11 protein-coding genes and 1 pseudogene are annotated in these 15,778 nt (G+C 35.8%); 1 reads left to right on the top strand and 11 read right to left on the bottom strand.

All coding sequences use genetic code 11. The annotated features are described in order from the left end of the window. Nucleotide 1: 1 nt before the first annotated feature. From tagF to ACPF64_RS11085, 10 genes are all read right to left on the bottom strand, one after another. Nucleotides 2-961 carry a type VI secretion system-associated protein TagF gene (tagF, locus tag ACPF64_RS11130; protein WP_005047747.1) on the bottom strand — a complete coding sequence of 320 codons (960 nt, stop codon included), beginning with the start codon at nucleotides 959-961 and terminating at the stop codon, nucleotides 2-4. 37 nt (nucleotides 962-998) lie between these two features. Beyond that, complete coding sequence (gene tssM, locus ACPF64_RS11125) at nucleotides 999-4,820, bottom strand: type VI secretion system membrane subunit TssM (protein WP_231761415.1); 3,822 nt, start codon at nucleotides 4,818-4,820, stop codon at nucleotides 999-1,001. Nucleotides 4,821-4,850: 30 nt separating this feature from the next. Continuing rightward, nucleotides 4,851-6,260: a hypothetical protein gene (locus tag ACPF64_RS11120; protein ID WP_426453272.1), complete on the bottom strand. Its 1,410-nt coding sequence runs from the start codon at nucleotides 6,258-6,260 to the stop codon at nucleotides 4,851-4,853. Then, entirely contained in the window at nucleotides 6,257-7,255 is a 999-nt protein-coding gene (gene tssG / locus ACPF64_RS11115) for a type VI secretion system baseplate subunit TssG (RefSeq protein ID WP_426453270.1), read from the bottom strand. The genes ACPF64_RS11120 and tssG overlap by 4 nt, the downstream gene beginning before the upstream one ends. Further along, nucleotides 7,219-9,030, bottom strand: coding sequence for a type VI secretion system baseplate subunit TssF (gene tssF, locus ACPF64_RS11110; protein WP_426453268.1), 1,812 nt, complete (start codon nucleotides 9,028-9,030; stop codon nucleotides 7,219-7,221). Before tssF ends, tssG begins: the two co-directional genes overlap by 37 nt. Nucleotides 9,031-9,046: 16 nt before the next feature. Then, nucleotides 9,047-9,523, bottom strand: coding sequence for a type VI secretion system baseplate subunit TssE (tssE, locus tag ACPF64_RS11105; protein ID WP_002048404.1), 477 nt, complete (start codon nucleotides 9,521-9,523; stop codon nucleotides 9,047-9,049). A gap of 78 nt (nucleotides 9,524-9,601) precedes the next feature. Beyond that, on the bottom strand, nucleotides 9,602-10,105 hold the full coding sequence (locus tag ACPF64_RS11100) for an Hcp family type VI secretion system effector (protein ID WP_003651052.1): 504 nt from the start codon (nucleotides 10,103-10,105) through the stop codon (nucleotides 9,602-9,604). A 49-nt stretch (nucleotides 10,106-10,154) separates the two neighbouring features. Beyond that, on the bottom strand, nucleotides 10,155-11,636 hold the full coding sequence (tssC, locus tag ACPF64_RS11095; RefSeq protein WP_017389328.1) for a type VI secretion system contractile sheath large subunit: 1,482 nt from the start codon (nucleotides 11,634-11,636) through the stop codon (nucleotides 10,155-10,157). Further along, entirely contained in the window at nucleotides 11,629-12,132 is a 504-nt protein-coding gene (gene tssB / locus ACPF64_RS11090; RefSeq protein WP_003651049.1) for a type VI secretion system contractile sheath small subunit, read from the bottom strand. The genes tssC and tssB overlap by 8 nt, the downstream gene beginning before the upstream one ends. A 16-nt stretch (nucleotides 12,133-12,148) precedes the next feature. Then, nucleotides 12,149-12,838 (bottom strand): hypothetical protein, encoded by a 690-nt coding sequence (locus ACPF64_RS11085; RefSeq protein ID WP_426453264.1) that lies wholly within the window; start codon nucleotides 12,836-12,838, stop codon nucleotides 12,149-12,151. A gap of 750 nt (nucleotides 12,839-13,588) precedes the next feature. On the opposite strand from ACPF64_RS11085, the pseudogene ACPF64_RS11080 reads away from it, so the two are divergent. Next, nucleotides 13,589-14,598 (top strand): annotated as a pseudogene (locus tag ACPF64_RS11080) (formylglycine-generating enzyme family protein). Between the two features lie 255 nt (nucleotides 14,599-14,853). Here the strand turns inward: ACPF64_RS11080 and ACPF64_RS11075 are convergent. Further along, nucleotides 14,854-15,759: a tetratricopeptide repeat protein gene (locus ACPF64_RS11075; protein WP_426453262.1), complete on the bottom strand. Its 906-nt coding sequence runs from the start codon at nucleotides 15,757-15,759 to the stop codon at nucleotides 14,854-14,856. Between the last annotated feature and the right edge of the window lie 19 nt (nucleotides 15,760-15,778).

Raw genomic sequence — 15,778 nt, 5'->3', positions numbered from 1 at the left:
ATTATTCACCCAAAAAAGTCTGTCTAAATAGTTTTAAGCCTTGATTTAAACTTAATTGGCGTTGGCATAATGATTGTTCTAGCGTCGCTAAACCAGCATTCTGCTCCAAATAAGTATCAATCCACTGAGCTTCTATTAAAGAAACCCAGTGTTTACTATCCATATTCTGAGTAAAAATATCGCTAAGGGCTAAAATATCAGCACCCTGAAAACCGAAGAATAATACGGGCTGTTCTCGATGTAACAAGCCTATCAACACCTCAGTATTATGCTCCTTTAAAAAGCGACAAATAATACTGACCCAAAAAGCAGCTATTTCATAACTATAAGCAGGATTATTAATAGGCAAAATCAGGACTTTATTTAACCGACTAGTTCCATTTTGTAAAATTGGCTGTAGTAATAATCCCAGCCCAATCATACTTTGCGCTAGCTCATAAATACTTAACTTCATTAACTGAGCAAATGAGTGCATTGTATGATTTTCATAAAAGCCTACACATTCTCGTTCAGTTAAAACCTGAATTTGATTTTGTAAGTGACCTAATTTTCCAAGTAACAAATCTGAATCTTTAATGCCTTTTAAAGCACGATTGTTTTGAAATAAATCAACAAGTACATGTTTATAGCTATATGGTGCATATAACAAATTATCATACGGCAAATCAATTTCTAATAAATGGCTCAGCACCATTGGAAAAGATCGACCTGAACTATCTTCACTCGCGAGTAGGTTCGCCACTAAAAACATATTTTCTTTCGGATTTGCAATAAAGAAATCCAGTGAAGGCAACGTACTATAAGCTTCTTTAAAACTGCCCGATTGCATCGCATATTCCAATGCTTCAGTAATCCACTGATCAAGCAACTGTATTAAAGCATTCTGACCTTTTGTTTTTAAAAAGTCGCCTCGTGCAGGACTTTTGCCGTAATACAAAGGAGTTGTTTTTAATGTTTGCATGATTGCTCCTCCTTTCGCATAGAGGTTATTTTCCATGTCATGGTTTAACTCCTGCAGAAGGCTGGGCGAGTGCTGCAACAGGATTTTCAGTTCTTGCTGGAGCGGCAGCTTGAGCTGGCGCTTGCTGAGCAGACACCACTCGAGCGGCTTTATCGGCAGTGACTTTATCAACCAGTTGCATACCAGAATAACCACGGCTTGAACCAATGCTGCCTGAATTACTGCTGATTAGACGGAAATTCATTTTCACAACTAATGATGGGTCCGTCTTACTACGCCAAAGCATTTCAAATCCGCCATTTTGTTCTTTACGTTGAGCACTATCAATTAAACGGTTAATACCATATTCACCTGGCTCATCAAAAATCGTGTGCGTTTGACCTTGTAAATCCACAGCAGTAATACGAGCACCCGGAATGCTTCCTTGGTTTGGCCAAATGAAGTTAACCCACTGTTGAACACCGTTTTCATAAGTCATACGCTGACCATCAATATCAACGGTATATGAAAGTAACTGTGGATTTGGAATTGGGTAGAACTGGAAGTTCGATTGGTTGGTTGCTGGTGCCGCTGGAGCTTGAGCATTCAACTCACCTGTTGCCATACCATTCGCTGGAGTAACATATCTTTGGAAATTCATGACGAATTGAGGATTTAAACTAATTCCTAAATCTTTCCATGTCTTAGACGTTAACGTATAACCACGACGGATCACAAATGGATCAAGACTTTCTTTTACAAAGCGTGAAATACTACCGTTCTCGCCCAAGATTTGACCAATTTCACTGCTTGTAGCTTGCAAAGAAGCTGATGAGTTAAATGGATATTTCTTAGCAAGATTTGCTGTAAATGGTTGATAAGCTTGCATTACCCACAATTTATTAATTTCATCTTGCGTCGGTGTAATTAAACTCTCGAAAGCCTGCGTAAGTGGACTAACCACCAATTTTTGTAATAATCGCTGATCAATTTCATTGAAACCAACCGCCATTTTTTCATCTACAATTTTTTGCGTCTGGTTAAATACAGAAGTTTGCTCATTCAGGGTTTGCTTGACTAATGTCATCGCATTAGGCCCAACTTCACCGGCATTCTTAAGCTCATTAAACTTGCTACGAACTAGAGCTAAATTTGTCATATATTCATCAAGTAATGATTTACCTTGTTGATCATCGCGTTTGCGAACCAACTGATAGAACATTTGATATTCTTGAGAAATAGCGCCCTGAGCATTAGTTGCCACTTGATTGGCAACCTTATCATCATGATTTAAAACTTTACGTTTAAACCACGCAACAAATCCTTTTTGTGGAGCTGCGAGCTCTGCTTGCACAACAGGATTATCCCAGTTTGTTTCGATTGCTACTCTTTCAATTAAGGTACGAATTGGAGAGTTCTGTGGCTCACCTAAAACATCAATATTTTTTACTTGCTGAGCAAATTGGCCAGCTTTAGCATAATGAATACCACTTAAGAATTTTCTCCATTCCGCAATATATTCTTGCTTATAGAGTGCTGTCAGTTGCTTTCTAATTTGCTCAGGGCTGCCTGAGAAAGTTAAATCATCAGATTGACGGCTATTTAGCACCCAGTCTTTACTATCTGTTGGCTTATCTGCCGCTTCTTCAATCGCCTTTTCTACATAGTCATTCCATGCTTTTTGGGTAAATACACCAGGCAATGCATAACTACCCAATACAACATTTTTATTTGCCTCACCCACAATTTGACTGACAGTCAGCGCAGGGAAACGTACCGCAGCACGCATTTTTATTTCATTATAAACACGATCACGCGCAGGCATTCCTCTGACAACAGAGAGCAATACTTGACGTGTTTGATCAACAATTTGCGAATCTGCATCTAAAATTGGAAATTGTTTGTCATTTGCTAAAGTCATTGCATATGACAATATCTGTTCAGCTTCCTGAATCATATCTGCACGTGGCATTTGGCCCTTATTGGCATCTAACCAAGAACGCCAGAAACGCGTAACCTGATCACTTAAATGACTTGCATCCATATACTGTGGATTACTCATCATTAAATATGCTTTTAATGCATTGTAAGCATCTTGAGGATTTGTGTCTGAAGGTTCTAAATATTGTTGAGACTGAGCAGTTTGTTTAATCTCAACATTCGTATGATTGGCTTTTAATGTTGCTTCATTATTTTTTACGCGTTGCAAATATTGAGCAATATTTTGCTGTGTTGGTGTTAAGACAATTTGCTTAACGCCTTTTAAATATTCCGCTTTTAGTTTTTCACGAAGCTCATTGCCCTGATATAAACCAAAACTAAACTTAAGTGGTCTATTTTCATCAAACTCATCTAACTGCTGTAGACGTCTTTGAAGAATAAGTAAAGCTTCTAATTGGGTTGATAATTGCTGGCCTGAAGATTTTTCTAATTGAACAACCTTATTTAAATCTGCTTGAACTTCAGCAATTAATTGCTGGTTATTGCGATATGACCAAACCCAGACACCAAGAATAATTGAAACACCTGCTAAAGCACCAATAAATGCAATGTAACGCTGACGTTTTCTGCCAGCATTTACATGCTGTTTAACAAGATCTTTATCTTTTAAAATAACATCGGAAAATAGGCCATTTAAGAAATAACCATGGTTAGGGGTAATTTTTGAATGATCTTTTAAATCACTTTGAGCAATTTGAGTAAGCTGGAATTCTTGTGCAATTTGCTCCGTCATTGGACTTTCAATGACACCTTCCTGCAAAGCACTAGTGAAGTAGAACCCACGGAAAACAGGTTGAAATTGATATGGATTATCTTCAAAAAGTGTCGCAATAAAGCTCTTTAAAGCTGGTTTTAATGTTTTAAATTCTAATGGGAAAGTCATTACACTTGGAGAGATATTCTGCGAATGGCGGCGACTTAAATGAGTCGAACTTACCCCTTTTAAACCATCGTAAAGAATATTGTAATGTTTCTCGAATAAATCTACGGCATTGTGCGAAGAACTCTGTTCATAAGGAAGAGTCGCACCCCAAGCTTGGTTATATTCCTGAGCCTCATAAAATTCAAAAAACTCTGTAAAACCTGCAATCAAATCCATCTTTGAAAAGACTAAATAGACAGGCACCACCACTTCTAAACGCTCAGTTAAATCTTGAATACGAGCACGTAAATTTTTAGCAAGTTTTAACGAGTTTTCAGGACTTTGACTAATCAGCTCAGCAATACTGACAATTAAAATCAAACCATTGACCGGAGCTTTAGAACGGTTCTTTTTTAGAATATTTAAGAAACCTAACCACTCAGAATGATCTTCGCTATAAACAGAATAACGACCAGCTGTATCGAGTAAAATACCTTCTGTAGAGAAAAACCAGTCACAATTTCGAGTACCGCTTAACCCAGCAGATACCATTTTCTGATGCGTTTCTTCAAAAGGAAACTTTAAACCAGAGTTATAAATAGCTGAACTTTTACCTGCAGCGGGGTTACCAATAACCATATACCAAGGAAGCTCATAGAGTGCAGCATTCCCTTTTTTATCACCCAACTTAGATTTACGAATAAGTTGAATTGATTCTTTCATTTGTTGATTAACAAGCTGAAGCTCTTCTTTATCTTTATTTTTTCCGTACTCAGCTTGATTATCTTTTTCAATCGCTTCAGCTAACTCTTCACCTTGAGCAGCATGTTTTCTTCGTTGAATAAGCCAATAGATACCATAAACAATAAGACCCAAAGCATAGGCAGTCGCTAAAGCCCAGAATATATGACGGGGAATTGAAGTATATGAAGACATCAATGCCACGAACAATGACAAGGCGATAATTGCTTTAGGATTCGTGATGTACTGCCACAAGTAGCCTAAAATTGTATGCATTCTATTCTCGTTCTAAGTCCAAAGTTTAAATTAGTTATTCAACACCATCACATCATCTTCTGAATTTTCGGTGACATGCTTCACAAACGTATGTGCTGACACCGTATTTTCACCAAAGACAAAAGGAATGATATGTTCAGGGAAATGCATACTCAGCATAAAGCCATAAATATCAGCTAAATGTTGGGTATGCCCTAATGAAGATTTCACATAAATATAGTGATGCGGTTCTACAGGTGTTTTAAGAAAGTGTTGCTGCAATTTCTTCGAAACTCTTATATCCGTCTGATCTGACAATATCAGCACATAAGGTTCCTCTCCCTCATGCTGAGGTAAATCATTAAATTCAAAGTTATTAAAAAGCTTCGCTGTATCTTGTTGGCCCACAACCACTTTCAGTGCTTTAGTAGGCTCTAATTCTTGAATTTTTACTAAAGGATCTGCGAGTAAACAGCTTGCTGCAAATTCAGCAGGAATATAATCTTTAATCATCCAAGATTTCTCATCGACTAGATCTTGATCAATTTCTGAATCAGCGACGACTAAAAAGAACATCTCATGCTCTCTTTTATGAATACCTTTTAATAGGTGTATCAACTCTTGGTAAGCCAATTGCTCTCCAAAAAAATGATATTCAATATGAACCTTGTGCGGAGCAATACCAATCTCAGCAAAGAACTCTAAAATTAATTCATTACTTTGATCATCATTCCAGATATGTAGTAAATCCTCCGAAAGAAGGATGTGTAAATTTAAACGATTTAAACGGTAAACTTCGACTACAGACATTTGAGCATCGTCATATTCAGACTCGGGATCAACCCATGCCGGATGCATATGATATTCACGTGCTTGCTGCGACTCATAAAATAAAGTTGAACGCTTTAAATGCTCTGCAAGAAGATATAAGTTTTCTATATTTTGTTCTAATTGTTGTTGTATTAATGACATCATACGAACTTGTCGTGAAGATGAGTAATCACTCTCCTCATGATTGTCTTCATCCAAGTCTTTAATACGATAAGATAAAAGAGGCAATCCGTAAGAATTTAACAGTTGATCATCTAACTCTGGGCTTTTGAAGTTTTGTAGTTGCTCAATAATTGATTCATTCTCACCTAATGCATGTACGGCAAAAGCAGAGTAAATATTAAAATCTAACTGTTCGAGTGGTGCGTCAATTACAGTGGTTTGTTTTTGATTAGCATCATCTTTATTTTGATTTATAGATTGTTCTTTCTTGTCTTTATAAGCTCTATAGGTACTATAAATTAACCATGGCGATAAGATCACCAAGGTAATAATTGCTGGTAACAATAAGAAATAAAGAAAAAAATCACCTTTATCAGGGTTATATTGAACGTCACGCCAGTAGAAAATAATAAATCCACTAACCACTGTAAAAATAGCAATAAATGAGAGTAATATTTTTTTAATCACATTCTCTCTCCAATAAGGCTATAGCAAGTTTCATGACTATGTACTTTTGGTTGTCGTGATATGAGAAAAGAACCCTGCCCTAAACCGTTCTGGTTATTCTTAGTTAAGCAAATAGGTTGTATTTCTGACTCATCTAATACGAGCCGCAGATCTATCGATAAAGTTGGACTACACCACGTTTCTACAATTTTTTTTAGTTTTAAACTCAACTCTTGATTTGGGAGGAAATTTAAATATTGCTGACGCTTTAGTGGTCCAATCTGAATTTCAATTTTTCCATCAATTTGCTGAATGGTTTCCCCACAAAACGTATTAATGCCAAGTAAGCTCGGCTGACTTCCACCTAAAGTCGTTAATTGATCACTCGCTAACTTAAAAGATTCTTGTATAAACTCTTTAATCGTAATTTCATGCTTAAAAATACAGGACAGCATCGTTTTTAATGCATGAACTGTATTATTCTGGCCCTGCATTAATCCAGAAAACTCTGCAAAATAGTCATCAAGCTCTGTTTGCTGATGTTGGGAGCGCACATAGCCATTCAATGCATGCAGAATATCTAAATAATCGTTTTTATACTCAGTCTCATATCGAATCGGTAAATTATATGTAATGCTGGACTCTACATATTGAGCAGTAAGCTTATGGTTAAATAAGCTCAGAAACTCTTTAGTTTCAGCTCTTTGCTGACGTGGGGCCTGTTTAATCTTATTCGTATATGTATAAGGTAAAGCACCTTGTATGCCAGTAAGACCAACTATTAAATTCGTGATATAAATCCGCTCGTCCGTTAATTCTAAATTTTCAATTTCTGTAGCAGGAAAATTTAAATTAAAGGATGTCTCAAACTTGAAATGATCACTCCAAGATGAACCAACCGCACGACTTGAATCGTGCCTTAATAGACGTGTTGCTTGAATAAATTCAAAAGACTTTGGCTTGGTAAACAGCTCAGCTGTTATAGAAGAGTCTTGCCACCAACGTTCTGACTGCATTGGTATAACTCCTGCTGAGATGAATAATCCTTGACAACCAAATCAACAAAACTATTAATTTGGACCTTTAAATTAAAAACACGACTTAATAATTGGCTAAAAATGTATAGGCTATGCCCTCTGAATACAGACGAATCAATTTGCAATTCGGCCTTCACTCCCCTTACAAACATTGGGAATGGTTTACCATCTACCAGTTTGTGGGTAAGTGAAAATTCAAGATGTTTAATTGATTCAATAATTAGATAATTTTCTTTCGATAACGGTAAGTTATATAAAGCAAGTAACTCTTTAATATGAGATACGGCATCACCTTTCATTAAAGCTAAACTATTTAATGAAAGGTGTGAAATGACACGCCACTGCTCAGTCTGGCTTTGTCCAAATTGATAAGGTTTAGTCGGTCTTTTTAAAACAATGGCACGTCTGGCCAGACTACTATCATTTAAGTTCAATATATTATTAGACTGCCCCAATGCTTCATGTGGCAAGTCACGATTTGAACATAACAATTTTGTACTAATAAAATCTGAACGTGTTGAAGAAGGATTTAAATTTTTAGAAATAATTGAATATCCCATTTCAACAAAATTTGGTTGTAGTTTTTGATAGTTTACCGAATAGAAAAAGCGGGCCTTGTCCGCATGGTAGTGGCTCATCGCAAAAAAAGGCAGCACAGGAACATAGCTTTCTTCGTGACTAGTTTTTTCACGCACCATATTCATTTCAGTAATTGAATAGACTTGATAAAACTCAGGATGATGCGCATCTGTAATTAATGGATATTCTAATTGCTTGTGTACGATTTTTTGAGGTTCAGCATATTTTTCAAATAAATTAATGACTGGTGTGGTAAATAATTTAAAATTAGCAACATTCAACTCAGAATAATTTCGAACTACGGCTTGATCATTTAAATTTAATTTAAAATGTATAAGCAGTTCAAAATCACTCTCTTCTAGAGATAGAAGCTTTAAAAAACTTAAATCAAGTTTTAGATAATTAAATTTTTCAGGAAAACAAAAATACTCCATCAGCAACCGATAAGCATGGTGAGTATGTTGATCGAGTGGCAATAGACTTTCTTGCTCTGAAAAACCAGTTAACTCAAATGGATTTTTATCCAACGCTACAACTTTCTGCCCTATTCTGATGGCAAAAGTTGTTTCCTTCTTAAAAATACTGTCTAGTACTTGAAGCGGAAAATTAGAAATTGCATCTAAATAAATAGGAAGCTTTTCATTTATTAAACATAAATGAGCATGATTAAAAATTTCAAACTTAAAATTTAAAGTCGCATTTTGACTTAAATGCATATGTGCACTAGGTGTACTTTTGAACTCTAGCACTTGCAAACTTATCGGGAGTAATTTGATTTCTTGCGTGGTATTAAACTCACACTGAACACCTTTAAAACTGCGAGACTTTAAGACGGTGTGTGCAGGAACAATATGCGCTTCTGTGAGTTGCTTTATCTTATTTATATCTTCGAAACTTACCACCGAACAAGCAGGAAAGTGACGTAAGTATTGAGGAAACATCACCTCAAATAAAGAACGTGTAAATACGTCATAACTATCAGCAAGTTTTTTATCAATGCGAGCAGCAATTAATGAAAACGCCTGTATTAGACGCTCAATATGCGGATCATCAATCTGCTCTTGATTTAACGATAAACGCTGAGCAATTTTCGGATATTTTTGGGCAAATTCTCGAGATTGCTGACCAAATTCTTGTAGTTGTTTTTCGTAAAACGGTAAAAGCTCTTCTATCACAACACACCCACTACGCTTAGGTTCTCGCCGAAATTACATATTGTTGCGTTGTCGGTTTTAGCAATGCATCAAAAACGACAGGTTCATACAGTGGATGAATATTTAGATAAGCCTGAATGCTTAAACACAATGCCCCCATATTATGCCCATCCAACAACATCTCTACCCGTATTTGTCTTAATCTGGGCTCATGAGCTGCAATTGATTGTTCAATTGATTGGCAAATCTTGTCTCGATCTAGCGGATTAGCTGTAGAAAGCCCCACAAAATCAATAATCCCAAACTGAAGTATAGATTTTTTAACTAGCGGATAATCATCGACCACGTGGTCCAATTTAGCGACCCGACTATTTAGCAAGTCTTCTAAATCTTTCGCTACCGATTCTCTTAATTGCTGAATAGAAAGACCTTTTGCATAATCTTCACTTTCAGGAATTAAACGATCAAACAGAGTTGAACGAAATCCGTATGGATAAAGCCGATCTAAATTCATTCGAGTTCACAACAAGCATGCTTAAAGACAGCAGAGGCTAACTTTATGTCAGCCTCCACCAAATATTCACTTAAATAATTATGCTGCGTAAGAAGCAGTATTATTAGAAAGTGACCATTTCTTAGTAACAGCACCTTTAGCAGTACCGTTAATATCTTGTTGGTTATATGTCCACTCAACAGCTGCGTATTTCAAACCAAACGCTTCAGTTGGAACACCTTCTTCGTTAACTGTTGGAGTTACACTAGAAACAAGAACATGCTTCAATTTAATTTGTAAGTACTTAATGCGTTTGTCGCCATTCGCACGATAAAAATCAATTTGTACTTCATCAAATGTATAACCAGCTGAACATGCTTCCCATAATTTCGGGCTAGTTGCATCTAGGTCTTTAATAAAAAGCATATCTGAATGTTCAACACGTTCAGCAGTATGACCACCAACACTACTTGAAGTAGCAGATTTAGGTTGACGAATGTTGTGAGACCAAGAGTTAACTTCTAACCAGCCTTTGTGCTCAGAATCACGAGACTCGCCATCAACTTTATATTTACCGCGAAACTCAACGTATATATCTTTCATTTAGAACTTTCCTATTTTTAATTTAAAGTTATTCTTTCGCTGACCTTTATTAATTTGAGGACTGAGGTAACTCAGTGACAAGTCGCAAAGAAACTGACAACTCGTCCAGCTGGAAGTGTGGTCGCAAGAAAACCACAGATTTGTAGTGACCTGGTTGAGCAGGATCTTCTACAACTTTTACAGACGCTTCACGTAAAGGGTATTGAGCTTTTGCTTCTTGTGAAGCACCGTCATCTAGTAATACATACTGTGACAACCACTCATTTAAGAATGCTTCAACATTTCCAGCAGAAGCAAAGCTACCCACTTTATCTCTCATCATCGCTTTTAAATAATGAGCAATACGTGAAACGGCCATGATGTACTGAATTTGACTTGATAAAGCAGAGTTTGCATTTGCTGTATCATTGTCATATTTTTTAGGTTTTTGAGTTGATTGCGCGCCAAAGAAAGCAGCGTAATCGGTATTTTTACAATGTACTAAAGGAATAAAGCCCAAATCGCTTAGTTCTTTTTCGCGGCGGTCAGTAATAGCAATTTCAGTTGGGCACTTAAATACCACTTCGCCATCTTGTGTTTTAAAAGTATGAACTGGTAAGCCTTCTACTAAACCACCACCTTCAACACCGCGAATTGCAGCACACCAACCATGCATATCAAATGCATTTGTTAAACGAGTACCGAAAGCATAAGCAGCATTCATCCACAAATATTCGTTGTGGTTTGCACCTGAAACATCTTCAGCAAAGTTAAACCCTTCTGTAGCTGTTCCTTCTTTTGGATGGTAAGGAAGACGACCAAGCACATGCGGCAATGTTAATGCGACATAACGAGAGTCTTCACTGTCACGGAATGAACGCCATTGAACATATTCAGCCGTTTCGAAGATTTTTGAAACATCTCTAGGGCGATCAATATCGGTAAATGACTCAAGACCCAAAATGCTTGGGCTAGCCGCTGAAACAAATGGTGCGTGAGCTGCTGCTGCTACATGAGAGATTTGCTCAAGCAAATACATATCAGAAGGCGTACGGTCAAACTCAAAATCACCAATGAGTGCTGAATATGGCGCACCACCAAAAGACCCATACTCTTCTTCATAGATTTTTTTGAATAAAGTGCTTTGATCAAAGTCTGTAGCACCTTGAAAATCTTTTACCAACTCTTTTTTAGTCGTATTTAACATACGAATTTTAATGAGCGGATTAGATGGTGTTTCTTGACAGAAGTAGTAAAGACCACGCCAAGTTGACTCAATCTTTTGAAATTGCTCATTGTGCATGATCTGACTTAATTGATTTGAAATCAGTGCATCAATTTCGGCAATACGCTTATCAATTGATAAAGTCATATTTTCAGAAACTGTAATTGTTCCTGCCATTACTTCTTTAGCAAGTTCACCAATTAAGCTTTTTGCACGCGAATGTTCTTCTTCATTTCGGGCAATACGGCTTTCTTCAACAATCGAGTCTAAAAGATTAACTTGTTCATTTTCAACAAGTGACATTGCTGCAGATTGAGTATTATTCATGATCAGCCTCCGCACTTAATTTACGGATCTGATCAGTACTCTTAAGCACTTCATCAAGTAAGTCTTCTAGACGCTCACTGTTCGAAATCTTATTTCTCAAATCAGTTAAACGCTCGCGTGCTTCAACCAGTTTCTTTAATGGGTCAACCTGTTGAACAACATTTTCTGGGCGAAAATCTTCCATTGACTTAAATGTTAAATCAACTGCAATTCGCCCACCCTCTTCAGTCAGCGTATTATCTACCTGAAAAGCTGCTCTTGGAGACAATGACTCCATAACTTCATCAATATTATCTAAATCGACATTGATGAATTTTTTATCTTTTAATTTTGTACGTTCAAGCTCAGATGCTGCCGAAAAATCACCCATCACACCAACAACAAATGGTAGTTCCTTCGCTTCTTTTGCATCACCAATTTCAACATCATATGTAAGCTGAACACGTGGCGGTCGAATTCGCTGAAGCTTCTTTTGTACGCTTTCTCTCTTAGCCATAAGATTCTATTCCTGATTATTTAATTAAAGGGTCAAAAGGCGAACTTTTTGATTTATTAACATTGGCTACAGGGGCAGTTTTTTGTTTAACCGCAGTTGCTTTTGCTGGAGTTGCTACTCGTTTAGTTGCTGTTCTGGAACTAGTAACTCTGTTACGTGTTACAGTTTGTTTTTTATAACTTCTTCGTTCGTTATCAACTGAGCCACCTTCTGTAGCAGCCTTAACATTTGAAGTATCAGGCGCAGGCATTGAAGTATGAATATTTTCAATTAACTGTTTAGCGGGTGGGTACGTTACATCGTTGCTTAAATAACGCATTTCCTGACTTCGCATTTGCTGCAAAGAAGTATTGGCAATGCTTACACCAGATAAAAATAAAACATCTGTTATTAATGAACCGCGTATATTTTGACTTTGCAATTGACTTGCTAAATTCAACGCTTTAACTGGTTGATTGGTTTGATAAAACCGCATGGCTGCTTTAGCTAATAAATCATTTTTTTGAGTCGTATTATCACTATCACAAACTTGCTTAAAAATATTCAATAGCTCAGGATCATTTTGGCCTTCTGCTAACGGATTCTTTTTAATACAACTTTTTTTAAGTTTTACAGGCTCTAGTTCTGCTGCTTGAGCACCTGATAGACCGATAATGTTTCCAGTCAGAAAAAGTATCAAAATACTTCGTTTCAACACAACTTTCATTCCTCTGTTTTCTTATTTATTCAAGGCTTTACTGAAAAGTTAATATTGAGAAAACATTAAAAAATCAGACTATAAACCTTATATTCAAAAAATTTATGCGCAGTTTATCATATAAACAAACATATTTTATATAAAAATCATATCAACTTAAACTAAAAGTAAATAGTTAAGATGGTTATAAAATATAGCTTAATAAAGTTATTCTTATAAAAATATAATATTGTTATTTTTTGTAATTAAAAATAAGTAATTGATTTTAATCAAATAAATAAAAATAAAAACTGAATAAAAATTTATTTAAATATCATTCATTTAGTTTTTTTGAAACATTTGCTTAACAATATTTAAGTTTATATTAACTACAAGGTGCTTCTATTTGGTTACGAACAAACCATCAAAACTCAAAGTAAAAAAGTGCGCTACAAAAAACCATAAAACTTGTCAATACTAATCTGTCTATCTATTATACTTTTTAAATAAATTTAGTTTCCATGATAAAGGTTAAAAAGTACCACTCATACCCCTAAGCATGCTTTTTCAATATATTTTCATCAAAAATCTAGAAGCAAAAAAATTAAGTTTGTTTTTGTAAGCATAAGATAAAGAATTATAAAATATCTTAGTTCATTTTAGTTTTTCATAAATCAAAATGTTTATTTACTTAGCTGAATAACAAAACCGCTATTTATATCTTCCACCTCTCTTACTAAAATAGTTTCATCAATATTCAACCTAATGATTTACAACAAAATGATGAAACGGAATATAGCTGTTGTTTTATTTTCAAGTCTTGCTTTAAGTGCTTGTGCTAAATCTACTGAGACAAATCATAAACCATCAAAACCTTCACCAAAACTTCAGCAAAAAATTCAACAATTGGTTGAGAAAACCAAAAAGAATATGATCTTTGTTGAAGGCGGTAGCTATCTGATGGGTGATTTTGGACTAGTAACACCAGAATTAGAAAAAATGGTTCCGAATAGCATGGCGGTGAAAAACCCCAAAGGCAATACTGAAAAACCTAATAACCACCCTCTCCCTCTCTTCTCAGGAGAGATAATAAAACCCTGCATAAAGTTTCCCTTAGCAGCTTTAATATGAGTGCTTATAAGACTACTCTAGAAGACTATAATATTTTTACAGAAACCACTGGACAACCTGAAAGTTATTATAATCAACTCTATGCACCAGAAATCATTCAGGAAGTTGCTACAGGAATGGATTGGCAACAAGCCAAAGACTACTGTCAATGGCTAGGGCAACAAGTGGGTACCCCCATGGACTTACCTACTGAAGCGCAATGGGAGTATGTTGCTCGAAATAAAGGTCAATATGTTGTTTTTGCGACAGGTACAGATAAAGTAGAACCCAAAAAGAATCTATGGAAATTAAACCAGTACGATACTTACAGGCACACTAACAATCCTGACTCAGTACTTGATATTCCAGTACTTGGTAAAACCCCTCCAAATCTATTGGGTTTTTATGATCTTGTCACCAATAATTATGAATGGATGAATGACTGGTACGATAAAGATTATTATAAACATTCACCTATTGATAACCCAACAGGACCTAAGTCAGGAACTCAAAAAGTTTTGCGTAGCACAACTGCAATGAGTGCAGATGATTTAATGATGGCTGATGGACTCAATATAGCAAGAGCACAAGCCCAACCTAAATCAAATGAAGAGAATAAAATGACTTACCGTATGTATGGAGTACGTTGTGTCGCCAATATCCAACAACCTATAAAATAGCTTTAGACCATATATGGATCATCTGAGTTCTGCTCATAATTTGCTGCAATATTGAGACCCTGTTGAGAGCTAAAACTTTTTTCTTACATATCTGGCGCAATATGTTTATTTCTACCTACATTACGAGCAAGATTTAAAAGTGCGCCCAATAGTAACAAGTTATAAATTTTTAATAATTTATATAATAACTCATTAAAAAAGGCATGTTTATACTTAATACTAACATGCCTTAAAAAATTCTTATGCCAATCTCAATTACAGCTTAGACTTCCAATAATTAGCTTTCTCAGGATTATATTTAGGATTTCTATCATTTGAATAAATATCAACCAATAATTGTATAGCAGCTTTATTCTGCGCATTCGCTGCTTTTTCCGCATACTCAATTGATTTTGAAAAATTTTGCTCTACACCATTACCATCAAAATACTTAAGAGCAAGATTATATTGCCCTAATACAAAACCATTATTAGCTGCTTTTTCAAACCATTTTTTAGCAAGCACTGGGTCTTTTGCAACCCCATCTCCATTTTCATAAGCTAAACCAATATTGTTTTGCGACTCAACATCCCCCTGATTCGCGGCCTTTAATGCCCACTCAAAAGCCTTTTTGTGGTCTTTAGTTACACCTTCACCGTTGTATAAAAGACCCGCAACTATTACCTGTGATTGTAATAAGCCCAATTCTGCAGATTGACTAAAATACTTAAAAGCTTTCGCTTTATCTTCTGTTATACCTAATCCTTTATAATATGAAACGCCTAGATTATGTATGGCTGAAGGATTACCTTTCTTAGCCCCCTGTTCAAACCACTTTAAGGCTTTTAAATCATCTTTTTTTATTAAATCATTACCATTCCGATAAATTAATCCTAATTGCAACATGGCATTAGAAGAACCGAGTTTTGCAGATTTTTCAAATAATTCGAATGCCTTCTTCTGGCTAAATTCAACACCTTCACCTGTCGCATACATAGAACCTAATACAAACAATGCTTCAGGATCATTCGCCTTCGCCGCTTTCTCTAAATCTTCCTTCGACTTATAATCGGAAACTTTTCTGTAGTCTTTGGTTAGGGTCCCTTGTGTACTATTTTGACTACCTTCACTACATGCAGAGGTTAAAATAACACTTAAAATCAATAAAAAACGAAATTTCATCACATTATTCCACAAACCT

It is taken from the genome of Acinetobacter sp. KB005, assembly GCF_049949095.1.
Classification (GTDB): Bacteria; Pseudomonadota; Gammaproteobacteria; order Pseudomonadales; family Moraxellaceae; genus Acinetobacter; species Acinetobacter calcoaceticus.
This window is presented reverse-complemented; position numbering and strand designations above follow the sequence as displayed.